We start from the raw sequence: 24,303 nt of genomic DNA, 5'->3' as shown, positions 1-24,303 counted from the left end.
GAAATGACTAACGCAATGATTCAGGAACTCGGGAACCATGTCTTCGACAACCACTTCCACAACGTGGGGCCGGAACCGGATGACTATATGTTGCACTACGCCCCCTATGCCAGTCACGTCGGGGCCGATTCTGCTGTCGTAATGATGGATGGAATGCTCGCCCGTGAAGAGGAGGGACAGCTTGTCCTCCCCAAGCTGCGTGACTACCAGACCAAACCCGAGTATGTTTACCTCTTTGCAATCGACGATATGCGCTTCTTCTTAGCGCTCGACGTGGTGGTGAATGTTGGGGATGAGTTTACCTATCTCGGGCTGAACGGCTGCCGGTTCTATACGCCCCGCTACCTCGCCTTTGCTGCAATCACAGGCTATCAGCTGTGGGATTGGCACAAGCACAACCGTTTCTGCGGCGCCTGCGGTACCAAACTCCTTCATGCCCCCAAATCTCGGGAGCTTGTCTGCCCTAACTGCGGCATGATCGTCTACCCGCGCATCAATATCGGCGTGATCATCGGTATCACTGATGGGGATAAACTATTGCTCACGAAGTACACCGGCCGCTCTTATACGCACTATGCGTTGGTGGCGGGCTACACCGAGGTAGGGGAGACACTCGAGCAGACCTGTGAGCGTGAGATTATGGAAGAGGTGGGCCTCCATGTGAAAAATCTCACCTACTTTACTGATCAGCCGTGGTCCTTCTCAGGGACCTTGCTCATCGGTTACTTTGCCCGCTTGGATGGTGGCAGCCAAATCAAGCTCGACCACCATGAGCTTGCGGTGGCGGAGTGGAAGACGCGCTCTGAGCTCTCGAAGACGCATGAGGATACTTCGAGCATGACGAACTATATGATCGAGGCCTTCGCGAAAGGCGAAGATCCGTTCTCACAGGGACGTTAAGCTGCAAGTCCCGCAATCAGTGAAACAGAGGCGATAATAACAACGACGATGGGCTCTCCGCTCAGGATGCCTGAGGACACTACGAGGCCACGCTGGGTGTCCGGCTGGCTCTGCTGTTCCTGCTCTGCAGGAGTGAGCTGTGCATGATGGTTCTCGCAAACTTTGTCGTAGACGAGTTTGATGAGGGCGCCAATGAAGGCGGTAGTGCTCATATAGAAGGGCAGATAGGTGCCCAATCCCAAGAGCATCGCGGGTAAGTTTACCCAGTAGAGGATGACACCGGCGATAAAGGCGGTGAGGTTGGGGGATACCGGTGATCGCGGTGGCAGTCACGGAAACCTGGGCTGCCACAAAAGTTTTACCCGGACCGAGACATCCTGTCCATAGATATTAAGAAGGGCAAAGAGGACGGCGCTTGCGACCACTGCGCCGAGAAGGCCACTGATCGCTCGGCCGATCCACTGGACGCGCGGTGAGGTGCTGAGGATCTTACCTGCCTTGAGGTCGTTCATTACATCACCGGTGAGGCCGCAGGCGACTGCGATGATGCCCGCCATGTAGAAGAGCTGTACTTGGGTGTTCTGTCCCAGGGCGGTAACAGCCAGAAGCACGAGCAGGCCGAAGATCTCCATCGGGCCAATACACGTCTGTCCACAGGGCTGCGCAGACATCGTGGTGCAGATAAAGCACAGGACTACGACGATGAGGCTCGGCAGTGGTCCTAAAGAGAGTCCAAAGCAGATAAAGAGGGCGACTGCAGCGACAGCCAGCCCTAAGATCCCGGCATCGTAGTTGGGGTTACCGGTGACCAGGGAGCGGGGATTATCGTCCGGATTCTTCTGCTGTTTGGTGTCTGGGGCTTTTGTTGTGGTATGTGCGATTGAAGGAATAATGTCCTTTGTGACGGGGTAAAGCCTGAGTCTATCATGAGACCCATACCGAGGCTTGAGACGGTTGCCTGAGCAGTTGCGATATCTCATAGGTTGAGGATACTGCCACCTACGATATCCCGAAGTTTGCAAAGGGTGTGCTACCGAACCAAAAAAGCAGAGGAACCAAGCCGACCATGAATCCTACGCTCATCATCATCGGCGAATTATAGATACCGAGGGAGACGCCGGGGATCGGAAGTGATGCAACGATCGTCGGGAAAGCTCCCAGCGCGTCGCGGAGAAAGCCGTAGAGGCCTGTGGTGCCCATTGATACGAAGAGCTGCCGGTCCGGTCTTTCCGCCGGCGTCGATAGCTTGAGCGTCTCTGTGACGGCTTCACCGGTAGGGAACTTGAGGTCGGTGTCGGCCATAAAGTGATGGTAAATGAGGACAGTGTAAACCAACCTCCAGGATGGTGCCGGAAAAGGCGACGGGTAAGGCCTGTGTCCACCTTATCCGATCAGCCAGGCTGGGTATCCAGGCTCCGGGGAGCGTAAAAGCCAGACTACCTGCGACCATAGCGCCGGAGGACATGATCGTGTGGGTGACGTTCACCTCATTGAGGGATGTGTCGTCTAAGAGCTTTAAGAAGAAAAGTGAGATCATTGCGGTAAAGCCGATAGGCCAGGGCAGGGCGTTGATGCACAGTGCGGTATAGGTTGAGAAGGCGGTGATGATGACACAGCCGCTGCAGCCGATAATGATGGAACGGGAGTGAGCTGCGCGCATATTGGGCGGTTTTGAGCCTTGTGTGCCATGAGTTAGCCCTTTCATGTGGTGCGTTGCTAATAAACGTACAGGCGTGCCTCACGGCGGCTTTGCCGCCGTATCTGTTACACCGTGCTTAAAGGCTTTACACCACCCAAGCAATCCGAGTTACTTTAAGATTATTGATTTAGTTACAGTGAATGGTTCTCGAAGAGTGGATCGTCGTGCCAGATAACAACCCTGCCTGTCTTGAGGGTCTTGGGCATATCGATCAGGCGTTGGTTTGCAGAGCCCCTAAAACGCAGTGAGATGTCCTTCTCTGCTTGGATAAAGGGGCCATCGACTAAGACATCCAATGTGTTGAGGATACGGTCCGTAACGTCGGTGCGAGGGCTTGTGGTGTAAGGAGCCTTGACGGGGACTTTGCCCTGCAACTCTTCAAGCGTGAATCCGGAGTAGAGCCAGATGTCCTTTTGGGGGTAGGTCTTCTTGACCTTCTCGAGGAAGTCGACCAGACCTTCCTGGTTCTCAGGCTCCATCGGCTCTCCGCCCAAGACGGACAGCCCATCGATATAGAAAGGCTCCATGCTCTTGATAATGTCATCCTCTACGTTTGCATCAAACGGCTTGCCCGCATCAAAGCTCCATGCAGAGTCATTGAAGCAGAATGGGCAATGCCTGCGGCATCCGGAGACAAACAGTGTGGTCCTGACACCCTCACCGTCAGCGATGTCACAGTATTTGATGTTTGCGTACCTCATCGATCACAAGCCTTCTTCGTGTTGGAATACGTATTGTATACCACACACTATTTGGTATGCCCTCAAACAGTATAGTTAGACAATATACAACATATTGATGAAGTACAGAGCGGCAATATAAGAGGGATCTACACCATCTTGATATCAGCAGTATTAACTTGTCCTGTACGAATTGCTTCAGGCCTGCTTGTATCCCACCAAACGCTACCGTACGATTATCCCAGCAGTACCCCCCATCCCTATGATTGCTTTTGCACTTGCGCGTAACCCGATGGGTCATTTTATATAGGTGACCATCGGCAAGGTATTGCTATGGCGGATTAGCATTCTGAAGTGCAACAGGATGGCCCGCTGAATGCAGGCGTGGCACACTCCGGAAGGCTACGATGTTGGTTGTCTCAGTCAACGTCGAAAGCTAGAAGGAATGTGCCACTACAAGCATCGTAAGCCTACAGGAGGGGGACTGCATAGCCACGCTGCATGCAGAGGGAAGGCCAATCGCCTATATCGCGGCAGAGATCGGCAGGGACAGCTCCAGCGTCTGCCACAAGCTCAAGAGGAACGCACGCCACGGGCGCTTTAGGGCATGTGCCGCCCAAAAGGAGGGCGGATGAGCGCTGCAGGAGATGCAGGGCGAAAAGGCGGCTTTCAGACCCTGCGCTTACGCAGAAGGTGCTCTCTCATCATGGACAGACACTGGTCCCTGGAGCAGATAGACGACATCTCAGGCTCGAGGGTGGCGGCAGGTGCGTCGTTGAGCCTCTCGACTATTCTACCGGCAGGTCCTTAGCCGCCACGCTCGAGCTGCCGGGATCCGGCCCGCAAGGCCAGGTGCGGCGCCACCTGCGCAGCAAGAGGCCTAAGACCAAAGGCAAGATCGAGATCTTACACACCGTAAAGGAAAGGCCCAAGAGGCCGATGCGAGGTCTCGCCTCGGAGAGGGGGCAGACGACACGCTCGTGGCAGCGGGACCCGTGTGCCTGCTCGTGCTTGCCGACAGGGCAGTGAGGCTGCTTGCCGCGAGAAGATGCCACCACGACAGCGGGAGCATCTCCAAAGCCGAGGTCGGGCTTTTGCAGGGACGTCCCCTTAAGACGCTCACTTCCGGATAGGGGCAAGCGGTTCGCAGGGCATACAGGGCTCACAGATGCCCTTTGAGGCGTGCAGTTCTACTTCTGCGACCCTCACCATCTATGGCAGAAGCTAACAGTTAAGAACACTGACGGGCTGCTGCTAGAGTTCTTCTCCTAAGGGCAGCGACTTCGGCAAGGTCACAGACGAGGAGGTGCAGCATGCGGTAGAGCTGATCTGCGACAGGCCAAGAAAGGTCCTTGGATACAGGACAGCCAACGAGGTCTTTAGAGAGATGTTGCACTCAGCTTGACAATCTGCCGACACAAAAACTTGAGATCTTTAAGCTGCATTGGATGGTGATATCTGGTCCTCTTCTGATATAGGTTTCGTTCTTTCAAAGAAAGCATCTACTACCTTCGCTGGAATTTTGTTGTTGATCGTTGAGTGGGGACGTTTTCTGTTGTAGTAGCCCTCAATGAATTCAACTTGCGCATATATGGCATCCTTTCTTGTTGCAAAGCCTTCTCGCTAGTACATCTCGCCTTTAAGAGTGGCAAAGAAAGACTTCGCTAGAGAAACGATGATTAATGCCCTATGACGTGCCTGAGGGGACCGACCACACGATTTTTCGCGGCCGGTATGCGGGAAAGGCAGGGAAGGATGCTCATCCAGCACGTGCAGGAGCCGCCATCCTTACATTTGTCCTGCCGCATGCACCGCAAGAAGGCTCCAAGACGGATCAAGCGACGCTGGGAGCCGGGAGGTGCAGCCTGCCGGCAAAAGATGCACATGGGTAAGGTTTGCAAGGGCGAGAGAGACTCGAGCATACAGGAGGTCTTCTCTATCCCCTAGTAGCGCTTCCTTAAGGGGTCGAAGCGCCGCTTCACGATGAGGAAGGGATGCTCTACCTTTAAGCGGCCGGATGCCTTCCTGGACTCGATACCTTTTCGGCTGAGAGTGCACAGTTAAGGCCTTCTCTGGTCGAAGGCTTCCTTAGCAACGCTTTAGCGCATAGATGAGAGGTGTGGGTCTTTATGCGTCCTTAAGGGCGCTTCGCTATACCTATATAGCCTAAAGTCTGCGCAGCAGAACCTATCATCTTCCCTTATGAGTGTATGTGCCACAGGATATGTCGGACACATTCTAGGCGATCGTCTCCACACCATGCACAAGGCCACCTGCAGCATCCACGCCGATATGCGCCTTGTATCCGATACGCCAGGCTCTCCCTTTCTTGGACTGGTGCGCCTTAAGGGTCGCGTGTATGGTCCTTGTTCTTCGTTAAGCTTTAGGGCCCAGATGAAGGTCACATCCACGATAGAGCCGCCCCGCGCCGTGATCCCTGCCTTTTCGAGGCTATGGCGCATCTTCGCGAGCGTCGTTGTGTTTGGCACCTGCTCAGACATGAGGTCTACGTGCACAGAAGCGCTGATAGGAGTGACAATCCAGGATAGCATCTTTAAGTTCCCTCGTCTTAAGAGAGCAAACATGACCTAAAGCAGATACATCCTGTTATGAAGTGACCGTTGTCAAGAGGTAATTTTAGGAAATTTCCCCCCCCTGGCTAGCCACATTTGTGTTTTTCTGACAGCATCTGGAAAGAGCTCTGATTTAACAGTTCCCGGCATGTGGCCACTCTGTTATACGTGGATTGGCTACCAACAGGCTAATGGTTTTGCCATGAGCTCTGCGATCTAAAAGCGTGGATTTCTGTTTCCAGTGCCAACATAGGATGGACGCGGATGGCTTAAACCTTACAGTGATCACAGCTCCCTCCAGATGCTGTCAGGTATTTACTTTGTCTATTACTGCATGAATCCGCAGATTCCTGTGGATTTATGCCTTGGCTGCCCATAGACATCATGGACAGATGGCTGTCACAGGACTTGCCGCGTAAGCGGTGCGTAGCACCCTTGACAGACAAATGGACCAGATGTTACTCATGCTGCCTTCTTTCCGGCTTCTCTGAAAGCGATGTTGCCTGTCATCATTGCCCATATAAAGCAGGCAAGTTCCCTGGCAACTGCAGCAACCGCTACATTTCTTTTTCCCGTGGCGGATCATGCGGTAATACTTGCTTTGAAGTCTTGTGTTTGCTCTGTCAGCATATGCAATGACATCAGCTGTATTTCCGTCCTGCCTGCAGCGCAGTTCCTTGGATTTATGTCCGATCTGTCCCTTGCAGATTCCTTTTGCCCCTTCAATGAGAAACGTACGAAGATGACTGTTGCCAGCTTTTGAAATTCCGCTACGTTGGATCTTTGTTCCACTGGAAGATTCTCCCGGCGCAAGCCCGAGGAATGCAGCGTAGGTATTGCCTTTGGCAAAACGACTGAAATCGCCGGTCTCTACAATCAGTGAAGGTGCCGTATGAGTCTTTATACCGAGAAGACAGCCAAGCTTTTTGACACTTTCCTTGTAATCATCATCGCCAGCAAGTTCCTCGATCCGTTTGTCGAAGCGTTCGATCTTTGATGAGTGTTCCTTATAGGATGCCAGATACTCGTCGAGGGTCTCGCGCAGCAGATCATCCAGTTCCAAGTGTCTTCAGCCAGTTCCAGTGCTTGATTGTCCATTTGTTGCCATCATAGAAAAAGCCATGACGCAGGCAGAAAGCATTGATCTGCTGTTTGATCTTCTTGAGTGCCAGTTTGTGGTCATCCCTCATACGGAGATATTCTTTTACAGAGTCATCCTTATCGGTGGGAACATGAACCGCAAGATATCCGCCATAGCAAAGACACTGAGCGATCATGTTGGCATCACGTGCATCCGTCTTCACCCGCTTGCCCTGAGGGGCTAGCATTGTGCTCGGCGCAAGAATGACGCATTTTACACCGGCGTTCGTTAGCTGATGGTATAAGGAGTATCCAAGACATCCGGCTTCGTAGCCGCATTCAACAGAATAAGTATCGGTAAGGCCAAGTTTCTTTTTAAGGTTCTCAATAAATTGGAGAACGTTTTTCTGACAGTCAAGATAATGAGGGCCGCCAGACCTACGTCGAGCTGCGGAAACTCGCATCGGCCATCATCATATGGCGGACCACCCTTGCAGTCTCGGGTCACCTGTCGCTTACCTGGTTGACACCGAACAGGTAGACATACCAGTTAAGGTAGCTTTTGTATGTTGGATATGGGACATGCCCATGAAGCGCCAGAGGTATCTCTTGAGCCAGGAGCAGAGGTTGTTCACGAGCTCCATGCTCTCAAGGTATTCCGGGTCTCGGGTATGATTTGGAGACTGCTCCGGCATCGCGTATGACCCCGCTGTGGGCGCACTCCCGCTCATGCACGACGAGCGCGCCTTTGGCTATGTGGCCGCCGAATGCGTCCCTGATCCTCCTCGTGGACGGCTTGCCGTGTCCGCAGACCACGGCGTATGGGTTCTTGAAGACATCTATCCCGACAGCTATGCAGAGCTGCTGGGAGGAGAGCCCCCGCTTCCTCGCCTGGCCGTATCCGTGCGGAAGGTCCGTATTCACGATGTAGGTCTTACCGATCCAGACGCGCTTCTTAAGGACGATCCTGTCCTGGTAGCCATCCCACGGTGGTAAACACCCGGTGCCTCCACTCCCAGGCGCTCTGGTGAGATATCTGCAGGGATTTAGCGATGCAGTCCAGGGACATGCTGTAGCGCATGAGCCGGATGGGCGACACCCAGCCCGCCAGCCCGTAGCGGGCATGCTCGAAGACGGTCCCTGTAAGCGAGCTGTACTTGCACCCGCAGCCGAGGCACTCCCAATCTCTGTGTGCCACTCGGCGCGAGGCTATCGCACTTGGTGCGCGCGGACTCGCATGGCGGGCAGCAGGGATGTGGCCTGAACTCGGAAGGTGTCAAAGCCCGTCTGCTTACGACAGCGGCGACCGGCTATGGCCTCCTCCAGCTGGCGGATCTTCTGCTCTTCGGCCTCTGCGATGCGGGTACAGGAGGGATTCTCCCGTACCATGATCCTGACGATTCCACTTCGCCCTGGAGGCCACCCGGCAAAACCGTCGCCAAACACAGAGCCGGGTGGCCTCCAGGGCACATTCTCCATTTGGCATGTGGAATTGTATCACCTGGACTATCAGGACAGCCTGAACCGGCCCCCATTTACTTGACTGTCAGAACACCTTATAGTCTTTGATCCAATTGTACAGAGGTGTGCCTGTCGGGATAGCCGAGCTCGTTGATCAGCGGGGCGACCTTCCTGCTGTAAGTTGTAGTAGAGCTCGATCGCATTTTTCTTGTCTTCGTAGCTGAACATCTGCAGAATCCTTCCATACATCTGCTCGGTACAAATTTTCGATACCACCCTCGTCTGGTCCGATCTGGCTGACGAGAAGGACGTCCGCCCTCAGCCCCGCGGCATGCTCGGCCGCGATGGTCCGTACCACCAGCCTCGGTGTGGTGGCGTGGGCTGCGTCGAACCTTGCGAGCTGGCATCAGAGCTCCGGCCGGTGCACGGTCTTGGTAATGGGACGCCTAAAGCCGGACGCTCCGACCACCTATGCTACACGGTCCGCCTCCTGGGGAATGACGGGCGTGTAGGCCGCATGCGCCTTGAGTAGGTGCCATGTGGTGCCGCCCGCCTCCACCAGCACGTAGTCTGCCAGGGCGGAAAGCGTCTTCATCTTCAGATGCGGCGCGACGAGCTTGGCGGAGCCGTCGGTCGCGGGCGGCTGTACCAGAACGCCTGCTCCTCGTCCTTCTCGTCCGCGTCCGTCAAGACGGGGCAGCCAAACGGGAGCACGTGTGTGGTCGTAGTGAGGACGACCGTGCCGTCAAGCTCGCGTGTGAGTACGTCGAGCAGGCTCGTCTTCCCGCCGCTCCCGATGACCGCAGTGATTCCGCGCCCGATGCCAAGCTCCTTAGCAAGTCTCATGCCACGACTCCCCCCACAGGCAGGTGGCTGCTCTGGCCATCCGTGGTAAGAATTCCAACGTGACAGCCATGGCGGCGCATTCTTCTCGCCTCTCTCTCACGGGATAAGGCCTACTGTCTGTCTAAATATATCAAACGTATATGACATATATGATATACTCTGCACGACGAAGCGTGCAGAGCGATTGCGTGCCCAAAGAGAGGAGACAGGTGTGAGCGAGAAGAGCGAGCAGATCAAAGTTCAGGGCGAGGTAGCTAGCATCGTGTCCAACGTGCTTGCGGAGTGCGACGTCACGCATGTAGCGTGGGTTGCCGCTGGTGGCTCCAACGGTGGCTTCTATGCCGCCCATTACTTCATGGAGCGCGAGTGCAAGGGGATTGCCTCGCACATGTACACAAGCAACGAGTTCGTTCTTGCGACGCCGGCTTATGTGGATGAGCGCACCCTTTGTGTGATCTGCTCTATGCGCGGCACCAAGGAGACCTGCGTTGCCGCAAGGGTTGCCAAGGAGCACGGCGCTGCGACCATCGCGCTCTATGTGAACGAGTCGGACTTGACCGAGACGTGCGACCAGAAGATTGCCTACGAGTCCATTGCCCTCGACGAGAGCCGAACCGAGCGGGTCAATTCGAGCATCGCGCTCATGATCGCAATGAGCCTGACCAACCAGACGGAGGGCTATGCCCATTACGATGAGGCCATGCGGGCGTTTGATGTGGTGGATGCCATCTACCGGAAGGCTCTCGACTACGCGCAGCCACTTGCGCACGAGTGGGCTTCCCGCATGGCTGGCCAGAAGACCATCTATGTCATGGGTTCAGGTCCTGCCTATGGCTCAGCGTACATATTCTCGATTTGCAACATCGAGGAGATGCTCCAGATCGACTCGCCCACGATCAACAGTTGCGAGTTCTTCCACGGTCCGTTTGAGATACTCGACAGGGCTAAGCCGGTCTTCCTACTGGTTTCCGTTGGGCGCTGCCGTGCGGCTGACAAGCGCGCTCTCGACTTCCTCAAGCGCTATGGCGACGACAACGTCTACGTGCTCGACGGGAAGGAGATTGGCCTGAACGACCTCCCGGATACCGTGAGCGAGTACTTCAACCACATCCTGTTCTCGCCCATCCTCAACAACGTCTACATGCGCGCTCTCTCCGCTGCCACAAACAAAGACTACAACACGCGCCGCTACATGTGGAAGGTCGCCTACTAGGGAAACAATGATTAATTCGGCTCGATGAGGTCGCTGGGGCTGCACGCTGTATGCTGCCGGCTTAAAATGTCTCGAACCACGCAGTGCCCATGTCCACATAGATGCCTATCTGTCTTCTGGATATGGTATAGCTACATCCACACATTCCAGCATATCCAAAAGGCAGATATGGACAGATAGATGAGCTTTTAAGACCTTCAAGCCCAATTTGCATAGCTGTGCTGCCCGCATACCCTGCTAGCTGGTCTTCTTCGCATAGAAGTCCCTGTATCTGAGCACTTTTTTGGCAGCGCATGGCGCGGTCCAGCACCCATGCCACCTTCTCGTCCATGTTATCGCCGATGTTGCGGGAGACCCACCAGAGGTCGAGCCATCCCTAAATGTCTGCGGCCCTAAATCCGCTGTGGGACCTCAGGAGACTCTTGAGCAGGTTGCATTCCTGGTTGACCATCTCCAGGCAATTGTCCCTGTCAGGGAGCGTGCAGCACTTCTTCGCGTCGTATGCCTTACTCTCGAGATTCAGGCGCTTTGCGAGGACAGCGTGCGACTTCTCCTTGTCGTGTATGTGCTCGAATCTCCGCTCAATATGGCCTCCGAAGGCATCCCATGTCCTCTTCCGGCTCGTCTTGCCGAGCCCTTCGTCCAGGCAGAGCGATGTCTCGTGGACGTCCACGGCGACGCCGATGCAGACCTTGTTCCTTGAGAGGCCCCACATCGTACTGCCATCAGCATTGCGCAGACGCTCTTCTAGGTCGAGCGGCCACTACGTCTCATCGAGCCATATCCTCTCGAAGAGAGTGGCGCCCTCCTGGCAGGGCGCGATCACGCCGAAGAGCTTCGCCGTCCACTACGCAGGGGTCTGGGAGGAGCACTGGTGGCCCCAGGCTCATGCCGCCTCGCTCTTACTGCTTAAGGATCTTCGACAGGAACATGGCCCATTTCAAGACGGGAAGATGCCTCGAGTCGAAGAGCGTGCCGGTCGCAGACGTGAATGTCCTTCTGCAGTTGAGGCAGCGCTATCTCTGGACGCCGTTGCGGTCGTGCCCGTCGCGCTTGAAGCGTGTGGATCCGTGACCTGTATCATTTTTTCGGACAGTGCGGCTTGAGGAATTATGAGGCTCCTCTATACTGCAAGACAAGCCGATCGAAAGGACGACAAATGGCAAGGCAGATTGTCAAGCTGAGTGCAACATCTCTCTAAAGACCTCGTTGGCTGTCCTGTATCCAAGGACCTTTCTTGGCCTGTCGCAGATCAGCTCTACCGCATGCTGCACCTCCTCGTCTGTGACCTTGCCGAAGTCGCTGCCCTTAGGGGAAGAACTCCCGCAGGAGCCCGTTGGTGTTCTTAACTGTTAGCTTCTGCCATAGATGGTGGGGGTCGCAGAAGTAGACCTGCACGCCTCAAAGGGCATCTGTGAGCCCTGTATGCCCTGCGAACTGCTTGCCCCTATCCGGGGTGAGCGTCTTAAGGGGACGTCCCTGCAGCAGCCCGACCTCGGCCTTAGAGACGCTTCCGCTGTCGTGGTGGCATCTTCTCGCGGCAAGCAGCCTCACTGCCCTGTCGGCAAGCACAAGCAGGCACACGGGCCCGCTGCCACGAGCGTGTCGTCTGCCCACTCGCTGAGACGAGACCTCTCATCGGCCTGCTTTGGCCTCTCATCCACGCTGTGTAAGATCTCGATCTTGCCTTTGGTCTTAGGCCTCTTGCTGCGCAGGTGGCGCCGCACCTGGCCTTGCGGGCCGGATCCCGGCAGCTCGAGCGTGGCGGCTAAGGACCTGCCGGTAGAATAGTCGAGAGGCTCAACGACGCACCTGCCGCCACCCTCGAGCCTGAGATGTCGTCTATCTGCTCCAGGGACCAGTGTCTGTCCATGATGAGAGAGCACCTTCTGCGTAAGCGCAGGGTCTGAAAGCCGCCTTTTCGCCCTGCATCTCCTGCAGCGCTCATCCGCCCTCCTTTTGGGCGGCACATGCCCTAAAGCGCCCGTGGCGGCCGTTCCTCTTGAGCTTGTGGCAGACGCTGGAGCTGTCCCTGCCGATCTCTGCCGCGATATAGGCGATTGGCCTTCCCTCTGCATGCAGCGTGGCTATGCAGTCCCCCTCCTGTAGGCTTACGATGCTTGTAGTGGCACATTCCTTCTAGCTTTCGACGTTGACTGAGACAACCAACATCGTAGCCTTCCGGAGTGTGCCACGCCTGCATTCAGCGGGCCATCCTGTTGCACTTAGAATGCTAATCCGTCGTCCGAAATATTGACACAGGTCACGTGAGAAAGTATGACAGGTTCTGCTGCGCAGACTTTAGGCTATATAGGTATAGCGAAGCGCCCTTAAGGACGCATAAAGACCCACACCTCTCATCTATGCGCTAAAGTGTTGCAAGGAAGCCTTCGACTAGAGAGGGCCTTGCCTGTGCGCTCTTCTCCGAGAAGGGCATCGAGTCCAGGAAGGCCTCCGGCCGCTCAAAGGTAGAAGCATCCCTTCCTTATCGTGAAGCGGCGCTTCTGCCCCTTAAGGAAGCGCTACAGAAGGATAGAGAAGATGCCTGCACACTCAAGTCTGCCTCGCCCTTGCAAACCTTACCCATGTACATCTTTGCCGGCAGGCTGCACCTCCCGGCTCCCAGAGTCACTTGATCTGTCTTGGAGCCTTCTTGCGGTGCATGGGGCAGGACGGATGTAAGGATAGCGGCTCCTGCACGTGCTGGATGGGCATCCTTCCCTGCCTTTCCCGCATACCGGCCTAGGGAAACGGTGATTAATTCTCAATGATGTGCCAGAAAGGACCAGCTATGTGGCCTTTCGCGGCCAGCATGGGCATTAATCATCGTTTCCCTAGAAAGGCCGTGTGGCCGGTCCCCTCTGACACGTTATGGGGCATTAATCATCGTTTCCCTAGGAAAGCACGGGGGGATATCCGGAATCCTCGCCCGTGGGCAAGGGCAGTAGCCGGAATCTCGTGATGAGCGCAGTTCCACCAAATGTGCCAGCCACAAGCGATTGTGGCTGGCACATTTCCGTAGGAGGGACCGTTCACGGCAGAAAAGTAACCGTTTATTACAAGATGTTATAGACCACTATTACATTAACAATAAGACGTATATAATGACTGTAATGTCAGATCAACAAAGGAGGTCGAGCGCACATGAACCAAGTGATCCTTGCGTCTCATGGCGGGCTTGCAACGGGGGCGCTGGACACCGTCCACATGATCGTGGGGGATGCCCCGAATGTGCATGCAGTCTCGCTGCTTCGTGATGACAAGGAGCCCATCACAAGCAAGGTCGAGCGACTTGCCAGCGGATTCGATCCCCAGGATGCCGTGTACGTACTCACAGACATGCTGGGCTCAAGCGTCAACAACTCGATGGTCGAGTACCAAGCAAGTCATCCGGGTGTCACCGTGATTGCCGGGATGAACATGCCCATAGTCCTGACCCTGGTGCTTTCCGACAAGAGGCTCGATGACGCCGCGGTGCGCGATCTCGTAGCGGAGGGGAGGCGCGGCATCGTGAACTGCGCGCATCCTGATGCACCCACACAAGAGCCTCAGGCTCAGACCACGGGACGTCCAAAAGCCAATGGTGGTCCCGCGAAGATTGTCCTCACGAGGCTCGACTATCGCCTGCTCCATGGTCAGGTCGTATTCTCCTGGGTCACGAAGGTGGGAGCCGAGCGAATCATCGTGGTGGATGATGCCACTGCAAACGACGAGGTCAGAAGGGGTGCGCTCCGTCTTGCCAAACCCACGGGCGTGCGTTTGAACGTCTTCACCGTCGACCGTGCCCTCAAGAAGATGGCAAAGCTCAACACGTTGGGCGAGAAGGTCATGTTTGTCTTTGGTAATACGTCCGAGCTGCGCAGGTTCTACGAGTCCTACTGCCTGGGTGCGGTGAACCTCGGAGCGACCGCCAATCACGACGGTGCTCAGATGATCGGCGGCAAGGGGTCCTCCGTCTTCCTGGATGACGTCCAGAAGGCCGACATTAACGCACTTCTCGACATGGACGTGAAGATCTACGTGCAACAGACTCCCGCACTCCCGCGGGTGGACGTGACCGAAAAGCTGTAGCTCTCGGCACGACTTTCGAAAGGAGAAGCAATGAACATGTTCGTTAGCGCCCTGCTCGTGGGTCTGGTCAGTGTGTTCTGCATGCTTGACTCGCGCTTGCTCGGTCGTCTCAACTTCGAGCAGCCACTCATCGGTGCGACACTTGTGGGCGTTGTGCTCGGCGATCCCATGACCGGCCTTGCCGTCGGCGCGGCGACCGAGCTCGTGAGCATGGGCCTTGTGCAGGTCGGTGCTGCAGTCCCGGCCGACATGGTGCTCGGTGGCATCATCGCGTCGGCGTTTGCCTGCCTCACGGGCGCCACGGCGGAAACCGCCATGACCATCGCGGTGCCCGTGGCCGTCTTGGGTCAGCTCCTCGGCATCGTGTTCCGCTCAATCATCGCCGTGCTCGGACATGTGGCTGACGCCGCAATTGAGGAGGGTAGGTTCAAGAGGGCTCAGTACATGCACATCGTGGTCGGTACCATCCTCTACTCCCTCATGTACTTCGTTCCCACGTTCTTCGCCATCCTTCTGGGCACCGACCTCGTGAAGAGCATCGTGAGCTTCATACCCGGTTGGCTTACCACGGGGCTGAACGTCGCGACCAAGTTCCTCACCGCCTACGGTCTCGCGCTGCTCCTCTCGCTCTCTCTCAAGAAGGGCATGGGTGTTTTCTTCTTCATCGGATTCTTGCTGGCCGCCTATCTCAAGCTTTCCGTTACGGCGGTCTCCCTGCTTGGCGTCACGGCTGCGCTCGTGCTGACGGACCTCAAGTTTGGCCGCAAGGTGGCAGCGATCGGTGGCGGCGCGGCGACGCTTCCCTCGTCCGATGACTACGACCCCCTTGAAGACGATGATGAGTAAGGAGAAGGATATGGCTATGAACGAAGTCTCTACTCGCAAGAAGATCAGCCAGTTCTTCTGGCGCAGCTGGGCCATCCAGGACTCTTGGAACTACGAGCGCCAGATGAACATGGGCTTCATGTATGGCATCGCTCCCACGATCGATCGCTGCTACCCCAATACGGACACGGATCCGGAGCAGATGGAGCGCAAGAAGGAAGCGTACCGTCGTCACATGGCGTTCTACAACTGTACCCCGCAGACGAGCGCCTTCGTGCTTGGCCTCTCTGCCTCGATGGAGGAGGAGCTTGCCGAGGACCCCAAGGCCTTCGACCCAGATACCATCAACGCCATGAAGACATCGCTGATGGGACCGCTCTCCGGCATTGGCGACTCGTTCTTCCAGGGCACGATTCGTGTAATCGCGTTCGGTCTCGGTGTGAGCCTGGCAAAGCAGGGTTCCTTCCTTGGGCCCGTGCTCGCAATGGTCATCTCGATCATCCCGTCGGTGCTCGTCACGTGGTTCGGCGCAAAGCTTGGGTATGAGGGCGGTCGTGACTTCCTTGAGAAGATGCAGCACGGCGACCTCATGGACCGTGTGATGTACGTCTGCGGCATTGTGGGTCTTATGGCAATCGGTGCTATGGTCGCGACCCTCATTGGGGCGACGGCGCCGGCGACTTTCGTGCATGGCACGGTGAAGATCCAGAAGATCCTGGACGGCATCATGCCCCAGATGATCTCCCTCGCTCTCATGGGGCTTATGTATTGGCTCATCAAGAAGAACGTCAAGTCAGGCTGGATCCTCATGGTCTGCATCTTCGGCGGAATCCTGCTCTCGGTCCTCGGAATCCTGGCATAGTAATCGCCACGGGCAGGTAGTAACTACAGGTAAAAATGGAAGGCAATCGGTGTCTTCCGAACAAGAAAAAGGAGATAAGATACATTCATGTTTGAAATTGACCTCAGCAAGCCCAAGCAGATCGTGGCGGACGTCCTCAAGGACCACCAGATTGACTCCGTGGCGTTCGTTGGCTGTGGTGCATCGATGAGCGAGCTCTATCCCGCAAAGTACTTCCTGGCGAATAACACCCGCACCCTGAACGTACAGCTCTTCACTGCCAACGAGTTCAACTACGACACCCCGGCCTGGGTGAGTCCCAACACCTTCGTTGTCACCTGCTCACTCGGCGGCACTACACCCGAGACCGTAAAGGCCAACGGTACGGCCAAGGCGCTTGGCGCTCCCGTGACGGCCATCACGTACAACGCAACCTCCCCACTGACCGGGGGCGTCGATCATGTGATCGTGCATGGCTTCGAGAAGAACTATGCCGCCAAGGTGGAGAAGATGGGCTACGCCCTGGCCCTCGCGGTCGAGCTGCTCCAGCAGGTGGAGGGCACGGACCTTTACGAGGGCATGGTTAACGGTCTCAACAAGGTGTATGACCTCGCCGAGGATGCGGCTGAGCACGCGGGCAAGCTCGCGAGCGGGTTCGCAAGCGACTTCAAGGACGACCAGCTCATCTATGTCATGGGCTCGGGCGCGAGCGCGAAGGTCGCCTACTCCACGTCCATGTTCCTGTTTTCCGAGATGCAGTGGCTCGACTCCGTCGCATACAACTCCGGCGAATACTTCCATGGCCCTTTCGAGCTGACCGAGAAGGACAAGCCCTACCTGCTCTTTATGAGCGATGGTGCGACCCGTCCGATGGATGCGCGCGCTCTCACGTTCATGCAGCGCTTCGACGCCAAGGTCGCCGTTATCGACGCTAAGGACTATGGCCTGTCCGGCGTCGTAGGCTCGAAGGTCGCCACGTACTTCAACCCCTTTGTTCATACCGCCGTCATGCGCGTGTACGCCGAGAAGATTTCCGAGGCGAGGCAGCACCCGCTCACCATGCGTCGCTACATGTGGAAGCTCCAGTACTAGAATTTGCCGCGTGTCGCAGGCCGTCCTCGTGTAGACGGCCTGCTTTTTGTAGACGCAGACCACTGGGTACGAATGCTTTTCTCGTCCACGTGGGATGGTTCATTTGGGGGTGTCGCATGGTGCGTGCTGTGCTGTTTGACATGAATGGAATGCTCGCGTTCACGGAGCAGTTTTACAACAGGCGCCGTGTGGACTATCTGGTGGAGAAGGGCTTTCACTTCGACACGGTTCCCGACTTCAGCGGTAGCAACGACCGTGCCATCTGGGAGGAGCTCGTGCCAAGCGACCCGGAGCTGCACGAACACCTGCAGGACGGCTATCGCTTGTACTCCGACGCGTACCCCATGCTCTGGTGGGGGTCGCGAATCTCGATGCGATGCCCGTGGTGCATGACTTGCACTCACGTAGCGTGCTTTGCGCCATCCGCTCGTCGCCAGGCCCTGAGTTCATCGAGGAGTCTATGCGGGCGACAAGGGCCATGTCCTATGTGAGACCTGTCATTAGTAGGGAGGAGTGCCATGAGTTCAAGTCCTCACCTGAGATCTACCATACTGCGATGGAGCTGCTTGGCGTCCGTGCGCGAGATTGCGTCGTGGTGGAGGATTCCTCCCGTTGGCATACGCGCCGGCGAGGCGTCGGGCGCGCTCGTGTGTGCGCGCTGCGGCCCCGGCCAAGCGTGAGCCTCGATCAGGGGGGATGGACGTGGTGGTTGAGTTGTTCGCTCGGTTAAACTATGATGACAGGTAACATACGTTTTGGACGTAAGCGATGACATGGGAACGCCTCGCGGCATGCGTTTGGAAGGCAAAGGATGAGAAGCACGGCAACGCCGCTCTATCAGCAGATCTACGACGACCTCAAGGGTGCCATCAAGAATGGCACCTATAAGAACGGCGATAGGATTCCCTCCGAGGCCGAGCTCAGCCAGAGATATCAGGTGAGTCGCATCACAGTTCGTCGTGCGATCGAGGACCTCTGCTCCGACGGTTACTTGGTAAAGATGCAGGGGCGTGGAACGTTCGTGGGCGCACGTCACATCAGTCGACACCTGTCCCGCACGCGTGACATCAGCACGTTCACGAAGATGTGCCAAGAAATTGGTGTGCGTCCGGGGGCGCGTGTGATAGACAGGCAGATAACCCCCGGGAGGAATGACGAGCTCGAGTTTTTTGGGATGCCGGAGGGAACGCTTATGCTCCTGGTGCGTCGCGTGAGGACAGCGGACGACCTGCCGGTATGCGACGAACGTGTGATCCTGCCCTACGAATGGGCTCGCGACCTGCTCACGGCGCCGCTCGAGGACGTTTCCATGTTTGACACAATCGAGCATGTGCTGGGGCGCCGTCCGGACCACAACCCTGTCTGGACCATCAACGCGGTGAAGGCATCTACCGAGCAGGCGCAGCTACTTGAGGTCTCTGCCGGCGACCCGCTCATCTACAGCAGTACAGGCTATGTCGACGCGGATGAGAAGCCCGTATGCATCGGCCGCGACTACTTCGTGGGCGGAAGGTACGAGATCGACCTCTGATATGTAGAACTTCCGGTTCAATCCTAAAAGCCATGGGCATCTACCCACAGCTTTTAGGATTGAACCAAAAATAAAAAAGTTCTTTGACTTGGGGGAGCAGTCTGTTACTATAGACAAGCACGCAAGAGAGCGCACTTCGGCTGGGTAGCTCAGTTGGTAGAGCAGGGGACTGAAAATCCCCGTGTCAGGGGTTCGATTCCCTTCCCCGCCACCATGAAAGATACAGGTCAGGGTATTTGGTGCTCTGACCTGTTTTTCTTGTTAGGCCTATCCAGTGCTGTAATATTTGACTCGGCAGATTGTCAAGCTGAGTGCAACATCTCTCTAAAGACCTCGTTGGCTGTCCTGTATTTCAGGACCTTTCTTGGCCTGTCGCAGATCAGCTCTACCGCATGCTGCACCTCCTCGTTTGTGACCTTGCCGAAGTCGCTGCCCTTAGGGGAAGAACTCCCGCAGGAGCCCGTTGGTGTTCTTAACTGTTAGCTTCTGCCATAGATGGTGGGGGTCGCAGAAGTAGAACTGCACGTCTCCCAAGGCCTTTGTGAGCTCTGTATGCCCTGCGAGCTGCTTGCCCCACTTAGGAGTGAGCGTCTTAAGGGGACGTCCCTGCAGCAGCCCGACCTCGGCCTTAGAGACACTCCCGCTGTCGTGGTGGCTCTCTTCGCGGCAAGCAGCCTTAATGCCCTGTCGGCAAGCACGAGCAGACACATGGGCCCCGCTGCCACGAGCGTGTCGTCCTCCCACTCTCCGAGGCAAGACCTCGCATCGGCCTGCTTTGGCCTCTCCTTTACGCTGTGTAAGATCTCAATCTTGCCCCTGATCTTAGGCCTCTTGCTGCGGATTCTCTTCCCCTTCCTGCGCAGGTGGCGCCGCACCTGGCCTTGCGGGCCGGCTTCCGGCAGGTCGAGGGCGGCGGCTACGGACCTGCCGGTAAGAATAGTCGGCAGGCTCAACGGTGCACCTGCCGCCACCCTCGAGCCTGAGATATAGTCTATCTCCTCCAGGGACCAGTGTCTGTCCATGATGAGTAAGCGCACCTTCTGTGCAAGCGCAGGGTCTGAAAGCCTCCTTTTCGCCCTGCATCTCCTGTGGCGCTCATCCGCCCTCCTTTTGGGCAGCACATGCCCTAAAGCGGCCGTGGCGTGCGTTCCTCTTGAGCTTGTGGCAGACGCTGGAGCTGTCCTTGCCAATCTCTGCCGCGATATAGGCAATTGGCCTTCCCTTGTGCCACGCAGCTCGGCTATGCAGTCCCTCTCCTGTAGGCTTGAGATGCTTGTAGTGGCACATTCCTTCTAGCTTTCAACGTTGATTGAGACAACCAACATCGTAGCCTTCCGGAGTGTGCCACGCTTGCATTCAGCGGGCCATCCTGTTGCACTCAGAATGCTAATCTTAAGCTGCATTGGATGGTGATATCTAGTCGAGTCCGAAATCGTGTGTAAAGTGCCTCATAAGCAAACGCCTCTGCGAGCCGTCACGAAGCGAGCCTCATCCGCCGCTGCGTGCGGGCTATCTCCTCGAGATCCCCCTTCCTCCTCTCATAGCTCCTCGACCACCGGCAGCCAGTACTGCTTGCTCTTGGCAGCCCACCTGTCATTCTCCTCGATGAGGTAGGTCCCGACGAGCCTTATTAGCGAGCCCTTACTCGGGAACACGCCGATGACCTTCGCCCGGCGCATCCCCTCTGCGTTGAGCCTCTCGAGGTAGTTCGACGTCCTGGTGCAGCTGCGCATCGCCGGCGGGAGGGCCATGACCGTCATCGCGTCCTTAAACCCGGCGTCCAGGCGCGCCACCGCCTCGGGCGCCTCCTCGGCGATCTCGTCGCGGCGGGCCCAGGGCCTCCTTAAGCATGGCGCAGTTGAACATCTCCACGAGCTCTAAGCACAGCCCCGCCCACAGCCGCTTGGGGTGCACTGTCCGAAAAAACGATACAGGTCAAGTCATCCCTGTGCGTCCTCGTCGAGAGGCCTGCATCCGAAGAGCGAGGCATACAACGCGAAGGCATGCCTCAGACTTCCCGACGGCCGGAACTCGCTTTGCAGGATCGACGAGGGGTACGGGCTGTTCAAGAAGTTCTTCAGCATATATGGCAGCCTCAGGGCTTCCGACATTCAGAGGATGGCTCGATCTTTGCTAGGTGTCGCGCAACGTTGACAGCAGCATAGCCGAGAGAGTGGCATGGGTGTCGGGCGACGCTTAGATAGCGGGACTACTATCATAAGGAGGCAAGCTCAGGGAGTTGATATCTCCGTCAGCCAGCTCAGCTATGCAAATTAGGCTTGTAAGGGAATATAAAGCATCAAAGGAGGACGCGCTGAGGTGGTTGAAGCCCGGTGGCAATCGGGCTTCATAGGTCGTAACACTCGCGTCGCCCCCGCCTGCAGACGTGGCTACGCAGTGATTGGAGTTCTTTCAGTGTATCAGGTGAGCTATCCGCCAGCAACGCTATTCCTCAAGTCTTGAGATTGTACTTGGCTATGAGAGGCTAGAGAAGATGCCCGGATGTAGCATAGACTGCATCCAGGCATTGGTGCGGTTCTGCAGGCTGTCCTACAGGGCGTGGCGTGCGCTTCTGATGGCGCCCTTCACGATGCCGTGCGCCATGCGATAGGTGAGTGCCAGGTATCCCCCATAGACGAGGGTGAAGATTGCGATGCCGAGTCCGACGCTCTCGATGATGCTCGCATGTCCGAACGTGAGGAGAAGCTTGTTCACGGCAGTGGTGGCGCAGATGCTGTGGGCGATGCCGACGACAAGAGGTAGTGCGAAGGCAAAGATGACCTGGGTCCTGAGCGAGGAGAAGATAGTATTTTCGGAGCAGCCGAGCTCCGAGAGCGTGCGGTAGCCCATGGCAGAGTCGGAGGCGTTGGAGAGCTGCTGGATTGCAAGGATAGCGGCGCAGGCAATGACGAGGATAAAGCCGATGTAGATGGCCATATAGGAGGTGAGGCCCGTCATTGTGGTGCCTTCGAGTGCAGCGTCGGTCTTTGTCTCGGAGGCGACGTAGAGCTCGTCGTCCGAAGCAGCAATCGTGTCCTGGAGATTCTTCACAGCCAGATCGCCGTTTTCGGTGGAGACGCTGTAGTTAAGATCGAGTACCCAATGGTAGTTCGGGAGCTCGGCGGCAATATCATCTGCGACGACGTAGATGCCTGGAGTCTTGCCCACGGAGTCGTTCAGGGGAATGCAGGAATTATCGTCGATCACGGTGGTGCGGGCAGGGGTGAGCGTGCGTCCTGCTGCCGTGATGGTGAAGCCCTGCTCAAGAGCTGTGTTCACGAAGCTCTCGAGCTGGTCCATGTTGCAGAGATAGAGGTACTGATCCTTATCGAGCGAGACCGGGTCGAGCCCCTTGAATGTGCGCAGGGCATTGTAGTCAGAAAGGGAGAGGGCCTGTCCGGCGACGATCTGCTCGAAGCCCTGAGGGATACTCTTACCTGTGAAAGCAGACATCTCCTGGAGAGTCTGGATCATGTTGATGCCCTCGCCGTCTGTCATGTATCCGATGCGGAAGGAGACAGTGTTTCCGATCGAGTTGAAGTTAACTCCTGCCCTCTTTGCAAAGGCATCCCAGTCGAACGTCTTCTCCTCGCCAGAGGTGTCGACAACGTCGATCGAGGCATCGAAGGGCACGCCTTCCTCATAAGCCTTGTTGAGCGTCGCACAGATGCTCATGCCCGATGTCATTGCTGTCATCGCGAAGAAGAGGATGAGTGCGATGAGGCCCATCGATGCTGCGGCGGTGTTGATGCGGGACGCGATCTGGCGGGTCGTGAACATGTGGAGACCTGACCAGTAATGCTTCTTCATGCGTTGGAGGATGAGCGTGATGCTGCCTGCAAAGCCGTAGAAGAAGATGAAGGTGCCGGCAACGACAAGCGCGGTCGTGACAAGGAAGTCATTGGTCGTTGTCTGCCCTGGCTCGGGGTTGGAGCCGCCGAGAGGAAAGCCCTGGGTTGTGAGGCGCCAGTATGCATAGCCCATGAGGATAAGGCCAAGAACTGTGAGGGCAAGGGAGAGCGGCAGATGCCGGACAAACTGCTTCTCGTTCTTTCTGCTAGCGCTCATGAGCTCGATCAAGCGTACGTGGGAGAGCGTGATGGAGTTGAAGACCATCATGACAAGGAAGGTGATGGCAAAGCAGAAGAACGTGAGCACAAAGGCATCGATGGAGAAGAAGAAGCGGAAGTTGTCGACTTTCGTCGCGAACATGTCTGCCGTGACGAAGAGCAGGAGCTGGGAGATGAGGGCACCGAGCGCGATGCCGACGACAAAGGAGATGAGGGCCACCATCAAGGTCTCGAGCGTGAGGATCACGTTCACTTGGCCTGCACGCATGCCGAGGACCTGGTAGAGGCCGAGCTCCTTCTTTCTCCTGCGCATGAGGAAGTTGTTTGCGTACACCATGAGGAAGCCCATGATGACGGCGAGGAAGACCGTGAGGTCGTTCATGATCCGGCCAGCCTGTTGCAGAGCTTCGGAGACCGAGTTCGACAGGAAATCTGCCTGCACGGAGATCGTGTTGAACGCATAGAAGATAGCGACGCCCATGACAAGCGTCAGGAAGTATACGGCATAGTCATGCATGAGCTTGCGCATGTTGCCGAAGGCAAGCTTAGCGAGCATTGTCGACCCCTCCCTGCACTGCTACGATCTGCATGATCTTCTCGAAGAACTCGCGGCGGGTATCGCTTCCGCGCACGAGCTCGGTGAATACTTTGCCGTCACGGATGAAGAGCACCCTCCTGCAGAACGAGGCAGCTGTCTCGTCGTGCGTCACCATGAGCACCGTGGCTTTCTGGGCGCGGTTGATGGCCTCGAGGCTCTCGAGCAGGAGCTTCGCGTTCTTGGAATCCAGGGAGCCTGTCGGCTCGTCTGCAAGCACGAGCTGGGGGCGTGTCACAAGCGCTCGGGCGCAGGCGATGCGCTGGCGCTGGCCACCGGACATCTGGTAGGGATACTTGTCGAGGACGTCGGCGACGCCCAAGGACCTGGCGATGCCCTCGACCGACTTCAGGATCTGGTCTGCCGGCACATGTCCAATTGTGAGAGGCAGCGCAATGTTCTCGCGGGCTGTGAGCGTGTCAAGCAGGTTCGAGTCCTGGAAGATGAAGCCGAGTTGGGTGCGGCGGAAGTCGGCAAGACCCGAGCGGGAGATGCGTGCCGTATCGGTGCCGGCAATGCGGATCGTGCCAGAGGTCGGCGTATCGATCGTCGCGATACAGTTCAGAAGCGTCGACTTGCCGGAGCCTGATGGGCCCATGATTGCAACGAGGTCGCCGCGCTGCACTGTGAGACTGACGCCGTTCAAAGCCTTTGTCGGAGCATTCTTGCCTCCGTAGACCTTCGTGAGTGCAGAGATCTCGAGGACAGGCGAGTTATTGTCGGGGACAAAGGACGATCTGGTTCTCTTGAGATGGTGTGGCATGGTGGACTCCTTCTTTCGTGTTGCTTTCTGTCGCAATCATATTCGCCGAAAGGGGCTCTGCCT

General features: G+C 56.6%; 31 protein-coding genes and 1 tRNA gene. 13 read left to right on the top strand and 19 right to left on the bottom strand.

Annotated elements, in window-relative coordinates; translation table 11 throughout:
- Nucleotides 1-3 precede the first annotated feature (3 nt).
- Entirely contained in the window at nt 4-900 is an 897-nt protein-coding gene (gene nudC, locus J4859_RS11175) for an NAD(+) diphosphatase (RefSeq protein ID WP_249113619.1), read from the top strand.
- Here nudC and J4859_RS16350 read toward each other — a convergent pair.
- The 4 genes from J4859_RS16350 to nrdG form a co-directional block, all read right to left on the bottom strand.
- The gene (locus J4859_RS16350; protein WP_249113618.1) at nt 897-1,112 is read right to left on the bottom strand and encodes a hypothetical protein; all 216 of its coding nucleotides are present in this window, start codon (nt 1,110-1,112) and stop codon (nt 897-899) included. The two genes, nudC and J4859_RS16350, sit on opposite strands and share 4 nt — an antisense overlap.
- Before the next feature lie 117 nt (nt 1,113-1,229).
- Nucleotides 1,230-1,880 carry an OPT/YSL family transporter gene (locus J4859_RS16345; protein ID WP_249113617.1) on the bottom strand — a complete coding sequence of 217 codons (651 nt, stop codon included), beginning with the start codon at nt 1,878-1,880 and terminating at the stop codon, nt 1,230-1,232.
- A gap of 19 nt (nt 1,881-1,899) precedes the next feature.
- The gene (locus J4859_RS16340) at nt 1,900-2,235 is read right to left on the bottom strand and encodes a hypothetical protein (protein WP_249113616.1); all 336 of its coding nucleotides are present in this window, start codon (nt 2,233-2,235) and stop codon (nt 1,900-1,902) included.
- Nucleotides 2,236-2,730: 495 nt separating this feature from the next.
- Nucleotides 2,731-3,300, bottom strand: coding sequence for an anaerobic ribonucleoside-triphosphate reductase activating protein (gene nrdG / locus J4859_RS11165; RefSeq protein ID WP_212329868.1), 570 nt, complete (start codon nt 3,298-3,300; stop codon nt 2,731-2,733).
- 440 nt (nt 3,301-3,740) lie between these two features.
- On the opposite strand from nrdG, the gene J4859_RS17830 reads away from it, so the two are divergent.
- Genes J4859_RS17830 through J4859_RS17050 form a run of 3 tightly spaced genes read left to right on the top strand, consistent with a single transcriptional unit; the run spans nt 3,741 to nt 4,412 of the window.
- Entirely contained in the window at nt 3,741-3,914 is a 174-nt protein-coding gene (locus J4859_RS17830) for a helix-turn-helix domain-containing protein (protein ID WP_212335288.1), read from the top strand.
- Nucleotides 3,889-4,308, top strand: coding sequence for a hypothetical protein (locus J4859_RS11155; protein WP_212329866.1), 420 nt, complete (start codon nt 3,889-3,891; stop codon nt 4,306-4,308). Before J4859_RS17830 ends, J4859_RS11155 begins: the two co-directional genes overlap by 26 nt.
- Nucleotides 4,287-4,412 (top strand): hypothetical protein, encoded by a 126-nt coding sequence (locus J4859_RS17050; protein ID WP_256436728.1) that lies wholly within the window; start codon nt 4,287-4,289, stop codon nt 4,410-4,412. The genes J4859_RS11155 and J4859_RS17050 overlap by 22 nt, the downstream gene beginning before the upstream one ends.
- A 1,822-nt stretch (nt 4,413-6,234) precedes the next feature.
- Here the strand turns inward: J4859_RS17050 and J4859_RS11150 are convergent.
- From J4859_RS11150 to J4859_RS11135, 5 genes are all read right to left on the bottom strand, one after another.
- Complete coding sequence (locus J4859_RS11150; RefSeq protein WP_212329864.1) at nt 6,235-6,915, bottom strand: transposase; 681 nt, start codon at nt 6,913-6,915, stop codon at nt 6,235-6,237.
- A complete protein-coding gene (locus tag J4859_RS17825) occupies nt 6,902-7,156 on the bottom strand; it encodes a hypothetical protein (RefSeq protein ID WP_212329862.1) in 255 nt (84 codons plus the stop codon). The genes J4859_RS11150 and J4859_RS17825 overlap by 14 nt, the downstream gene beginning before the upstream one ends.
- A gap of 424 nt (nt 7,157-7,580) precedes the next feature.
- Nucleotides 7,581-7,856, bottom strand: coding sequence for a hypothetical protein (locus tag J4859_RS11140; RefSeq protein ID WP_212329860.1), 276 nt, complete (start codon nt 7,854-7,856; stop codon nt 7,581-7,583).
- 1,006 nt (nt 7,857-8,862) lie between these two features.
- Nucleotides 8,863-8,988: a hypothetical protein gene (locus J4859_RS17045; protein WP_256436727.1), complete on the bottom strand. Its 126-nt coding sequence runs from the start codon at nt 8,986-8,988 to the stop codon at nt 8,863-8,865.
- Nucleotides 8,989-8,990: 2 nt separating this feature from the next.
- A complete protein-coding gene (locus J4859_RS11135) occupies nt 8,991-9,239 on the bottom strand; it encodes a hypothetical protein (RefSeq protein WP_212329858.1) in 249 nt (82 codons plus the stop codon).
- 211 nt (nt 9,240-9,450) lie between these two features.
- Here J4859_RS11135 and J4859_RS11130 point away from each other — a divergent pair, with 211 nt between their 5' ends.
- The gene (locus J4859_RS11130) at nt 9,451-10,452 is read left to right on the top strand and encodes an SIS domain-containing protein (protein ID WP_249113614.1); all 1,002 of its coding nucleotides are present in this window, start codon (nt 9,451-9,453) and stop codon (nt 10,450-10,452) included.
- Between the two features lie 376 nt (nt 10,453-10,828).
- On the opposite strand, the gene J4859_RS11125 is transcribed toward J4859_RS11130, so the two are convergent.
- On the bottom strand, nt 10,829-11,167 hold the full coding sequence (locus J4859_RS11125; protein WP_212329856.1) for a hypothetical protein: 339 nt from the start codon (nt 11,165-11,167) through the stop codon (nt 10,829-10,831).
- Nucleotides 11,168-11,382: 215 nt separating this feature from the next.
- On the opposite strand from J4859_RS11125, the gene J4859_RS11120 reads away from it, so the two are divergent.
- Nucleotides 11,383-11,526: a hypothetical protein gene (locus J4859_RS11120; protein ID WP_212329854.1), complete on the top strand. Its 144-nt coding sequence runs from the start codon at nt 11,383-11,385 to the stop codon at nt 11,524-11,526.
- A 327-nt stretch (nt 11,527-11,853) separates the two neighbouring features.
- Here the strand turns inward: J4859_RS11120 and J4859_RS11115 are convergent, their stop codons facing one another.
- Genes J4859_RS11115 through J4859_RS17820 form a run of 3 tightly spaced genes read right to left on the bottom strand, consistent with a single transcriptional unit; the run spans nt 11,854 to nt 12,570 of the window.
- Nucleotides 11,854-12,006, bottom strand: a complete 153-nt coding sequence (locus tag J4859_RS11115; protein WP_212329852.1) for a hypothetical protein — start codon at nt 12,004-12,006, stop codon at nt 11,854-11,856.
- Nucleotides 12,003-12,422 (bottom strand): hypothetical protein, encoded by a 420-nt coding sequence (locus tag J4859_RS11110; protein WP_212329850.1) that lies wholly within the window; start codon nt 12,420-12,422, stop codon nt 12,003-12,005. Before J4859_RS11110 ends, J4859_RS11115 begins: the two co-directional genes overlap by 4 nt.
- Nucleotides 12,397-12,570, bottom strand: a complete 174-nt coding sequence (locus J4859_RS17820; protein WP_212335284.1) for a helix-turn-helix domain-containing protein — start codon at nt 12,568-12,570, stop codon at nt 12,397-12,399. The genes J4859_RS11110 and J4859_RS17820 overlap by 26 nt, the downstream gene beginning before the upstream one ends.
- A 1,026-nt stretch (nt 12,571-13,596) precedes the next feature.
- Here J4859_RS17820 and J4859_RS11100 point away from each other — a divergent pair.
- From J4859_RS11100 to J4859_RS11070, 7 genes are all read left to right on the top strand, one after another.
- On the top strand, nt 13,597-14,523 hold the full coding sequence (locus J4859_RS11100; protein ID WP_212329848.1) for a PTS mannose/fructose/sorbose transporter subunit IIAB: 927 nt from the start codon (nt 13,597-13,599) through the stop codon (nt 14,521-14,523).
- A gap of 30 nt (nt 14,524-14,553) precedes the next feature.
- On the top strand, nt 14,554-15,369 hold the full coding sequence (locus J4859_RS11095) for a PTS sugar transporter subunit IIC (RefSeq protein WP_212329846.1): 816 nt from the start codon (nt 14,554-14,556) through the stop codon (nt 15,367-15,369).
- Entirely contained in the window at nt 15,335-16,210 is an 876-nt protein-coding gene (locus J4859_RS11090; protein WP_249113613.1) for a PTS system mannose/fructose/sorbose family transporter subunit IID, read from the top strand. The genes J4859_RS11095 and J4859_RS11090 overlap by 35 nt, the downstream gene beginning before the upstream one ends.
- An 87-nt stretch (nt 16,211-16,297) precedes the next feature.
- Nucleotides 16,298-17,281 (top strand): SIS domain-containing protein, encoded by a 984-nt coding sequence (locus tag J4859_RS11085; protein ID WP_212329844.1) that lies wholly within the window; start codon nt 16,298-16,300, stop codon nt 17,279-17,281.
- A 376-nt stretch (nt 17,282-17,657) separates the two neighbouring features.
- On the top strand, nt 17,658-18,011 hold the full coding sequence (locus J4859_RS17815) for an HAD hydrolase-like protein (protein WP_212329842.1): 354 nt from the start codon (nt 17,658-17,660) through the stop codon (nt 18,009-18,011).
- An 81-nt stretch (nt 18,012-18,092) separates the two neighbouring features.
- Nucleotides 18,093-18,812, top strand: coding sequence for a GntR family transcriptional regulator (locus tag J4859_RS11075; protein ID WP_212329840.1), 720 nt, complete (start codon nt 18,093-18,095; stop codon nt 18,810-18,812).
- 138 nt (nt 18,813-18,950) lie between these two features.
- Nucleotides 18,951-19,026 (top strand) — tRNA-Phe (locus J4859_RS11070).
- Between the two features lie 265 nt (nt 19,027-19,291).
- Here the strand turns inward: J4859_RS11070 and J4859_RS11065 are convergent.
- The 6 genes from J4859_RS11065 to J4859_RS11040 form a co-directional block, all read right to left on the bottom strand.
- A complete protein-coding gene (locus tag J4859_RS11065; protein ID WP_212329838.1) occupies nt 19,292-19,834 on the bottom strand; it encodes a hypothetical protein in 543 nt (180 codons plus the stop codon).
- A 73-nt stretch (nt 19,835-19,907) separates the two neighbouring features.
- On the bottom strand, nt 19,908-20,099 hold the full coding sequence (locus J4859_RS11060; protein WP_212329836.1) for a hypothetical protein: 192 nt from the start codon (nt 20,097-20,099) through the stop codon (nt 19,908-19,910).
- A gap of 251 nt (nt 20,100-20,350) precedes the next feature.
- The gene (locus J4859_RS11055; RefSeq protein WP_256436878.1) at nt 20,351-20,629 is read right to left on the bottom strand and encodes a transposase; all 279 of its coding nucleotides are present in this window, start codon (nt 20,627-20,629) and stop codon (nt 20,351-20,353) included.
- A 123-nt stretch (nt 20,630-20,752) separates the two neighbouring features.
- The gene (locus J4859_RS11050) at nt 20,753-20,896 is read right to left on the bottom strand and encodes a hypothetical protein (protein ID WP_212329832.1); all 144 of its coding nucleotides are present in this window, start codon (nt 20,894-20,896) and stop codon (nt 20,753-20,755) included.
- 466 nt (nt 20,897-21,362) lie between these two features.
- Nucleotides 21,363-23,438, bottom strand: coding sequence for an FtsX-like permease family protein (locus J4859_RS11045; protein WP_212329830.1), 2,076 nt, complete (start codon nt 23,436-23,438; stop codon nt 21,363-21,365).
- Nucleotides 23,428-24,240 (bottom strand): ABC transporter ATP-binding protein, encoded by an 813-nt coding sequence (locus J4859_RS11040; RefSeq protein ID WP_212329828.1) that lies wholly within the window; start codon nt 24,238-24,240, stop codon nt 23,428-23,430. The genes J4859_RS11045 and J4859_RS11040 overlap by 11 nt, the downstream gene beginning before the upstream one ends.
- Between the last annotated feature and the right edge of the window lie 63 nt (nt 24,241-24,303).

The sequence above is a fragment of the Atopobium sp. oral taxon 416 genome (assembly GCF_018128285.1).
In the GTDB taxonomy this organism is placed as follows: domain Bacteria; phylum Actinomycetota; class Coriobacteriia; order Coriobacteriales; family Atopobiaceae; genus Olsenella_L.
The sequence above is the reverse complement of the archived record's forward strand: the minus strand, read 5'-3'. Positions and strand labels throughout refer to the sequence as shown.

What these genes read in the sequence shown, in the direction of transcription:
- nudC (WP_249113619.1), top strand. Translation starts at nt 4, where the DNA reads ATGACTAACGCAATGATTCAGGAACTCGGGAACCATGTCTTCGACAAC.
- J4859_RS16350 (WP_249113618.1), bottom strand. Translation starts at nt 1,112, where the DNA reads ATGAGCACTACCGCCTTCATTGGCGCCCTCATCAAACTCGTCTACGAC.
- J4859_RS16345 (WP_249113617.1), bottom strand. Translation starts at nt 1,880, where the DNA reads ATGAGATATCGCAACTGCTCAGGCAACCGTCTCAAGCCTCGGTATGGG.
- nrdG (WP_212329868.1), bottom strand. Translation starts at nt 3,300, where the DNA reads ATGAGGTACGCAAACATCAAATACTGTGACATCGCTGACGGTGAGGGT.
- J4859_RS17045 (WP_256436727.1), bottom strand. Translation starts at nt 8,988, where the DNA reads ATGAAGACGCTTTCCGCCCTGGCAGACTACGTGCTGGTGGAGGCGGGC.
- J4859_RS11135 (WP_212329858.1), bottom strand. Translation starts at nt 9,239, where the DNA reads ATGAGACTTGCTAAGGAGCTTGGCATCGGGCGCGGAATCACTGCGGTC.
- J4859_RS11125 (WP_212329856.1), bottom strand. Translation starts at nt 11,167, where the DNA reads ATGTGGGGCCTCTCAAGGAACAAGGTCTGCATCGGCGTCGCCGTGGAC.
- J4859_RS11120 (WP_212329854.1), top strand. Translation starts at nt 11,383, where the DNA reads ATGGCCCATTTCAAGACGGGAAGATGCCTCGAGTCGAAGAGCGTGCCG.
- J4859_RS11100 (WP_212329848.1), top strand. Translation starts at nt 13,597, where the DNA reads ATGAACCAAGTGATCCTTGCGTCTCATGGCGGGCTTGCAACGGGGGCG.
- J4859_RS11095 (WP_212329846.1), top strand. Translation starts at nt 14,554, where the DNA reads ATGAACATGTTCGTTAGCGCCCTGCTCGTGGGTCTGGTCAGTGTGTTC.
- J4859_RS11090 (WP_249113613.1), top strand. Translation starts at nt 15,335, where the DNA reads ATGACTACGACCCCCTTGAAGACGATGATGAGTAAGGAGAAGGATATG.
- J4859_RS11085 (WP_212329844.1), top strand. Translation starts at nt 16,298, where the DNA reads ATGTTTGAAATTGACCTCAGCAAGCCCAAGCAGATCGTGGCGGACGTC.
- J4859_RS17815 (WP_212329842.1), top strand. Translation starts at nt 17,658, where the DNA reads ATGCCCGTGGTGCATGACTTGCACTCACGTAGCGTGCTTTGCGCCATC.
- J4859_RS11075 (WP_212329840.1), top strand. Translation starts at nt 18,093, where the DNA reads ATGAGAAGCACGGCAACGCCGCTCTATCAGCAGATCTACGACGACCTC.
- J4859_RS11065 (WP_212329838.1), bottom strand. Translation starts at nt 19,834, where the DNA reads ATGGACAGACACTGGTCCCTGGAGGAGATAGACTATATCTCAGGCTCG.
- J4859_RS11060 (WP_212329836.1), bottom strand. Translation starts at nt 20,099, where the DNA reads ATGTGCCACTACAAGCATCTCAAGCCTACAGGAGAGGGACTGCATAGC.
- J4859_RS11050 (WP_212329832.1), bottom strand. Translation starts at nt 20,896, where the DNA reads ATGCTGAAGAACTTCTTGAACAGCCCGTACCCCTCGTCGATCCTGCAA.
- J4859_RS11045 (WP_212329830.1), bottom strand. Translation starts at nt 23,438, where the DNA reads ATGCTCGCTAAGCTTGCCTTCGGCAACATGCGCAAGCTCATGCATGAC.
- J4859_RS11040 (WP_212329828.1), bottom strand. Translation starts at nt 24,240, where the DNA reads ATGCCACACCATCTCAAGAGAACCAGATCGTCCTTTGTCCCCGACAAT.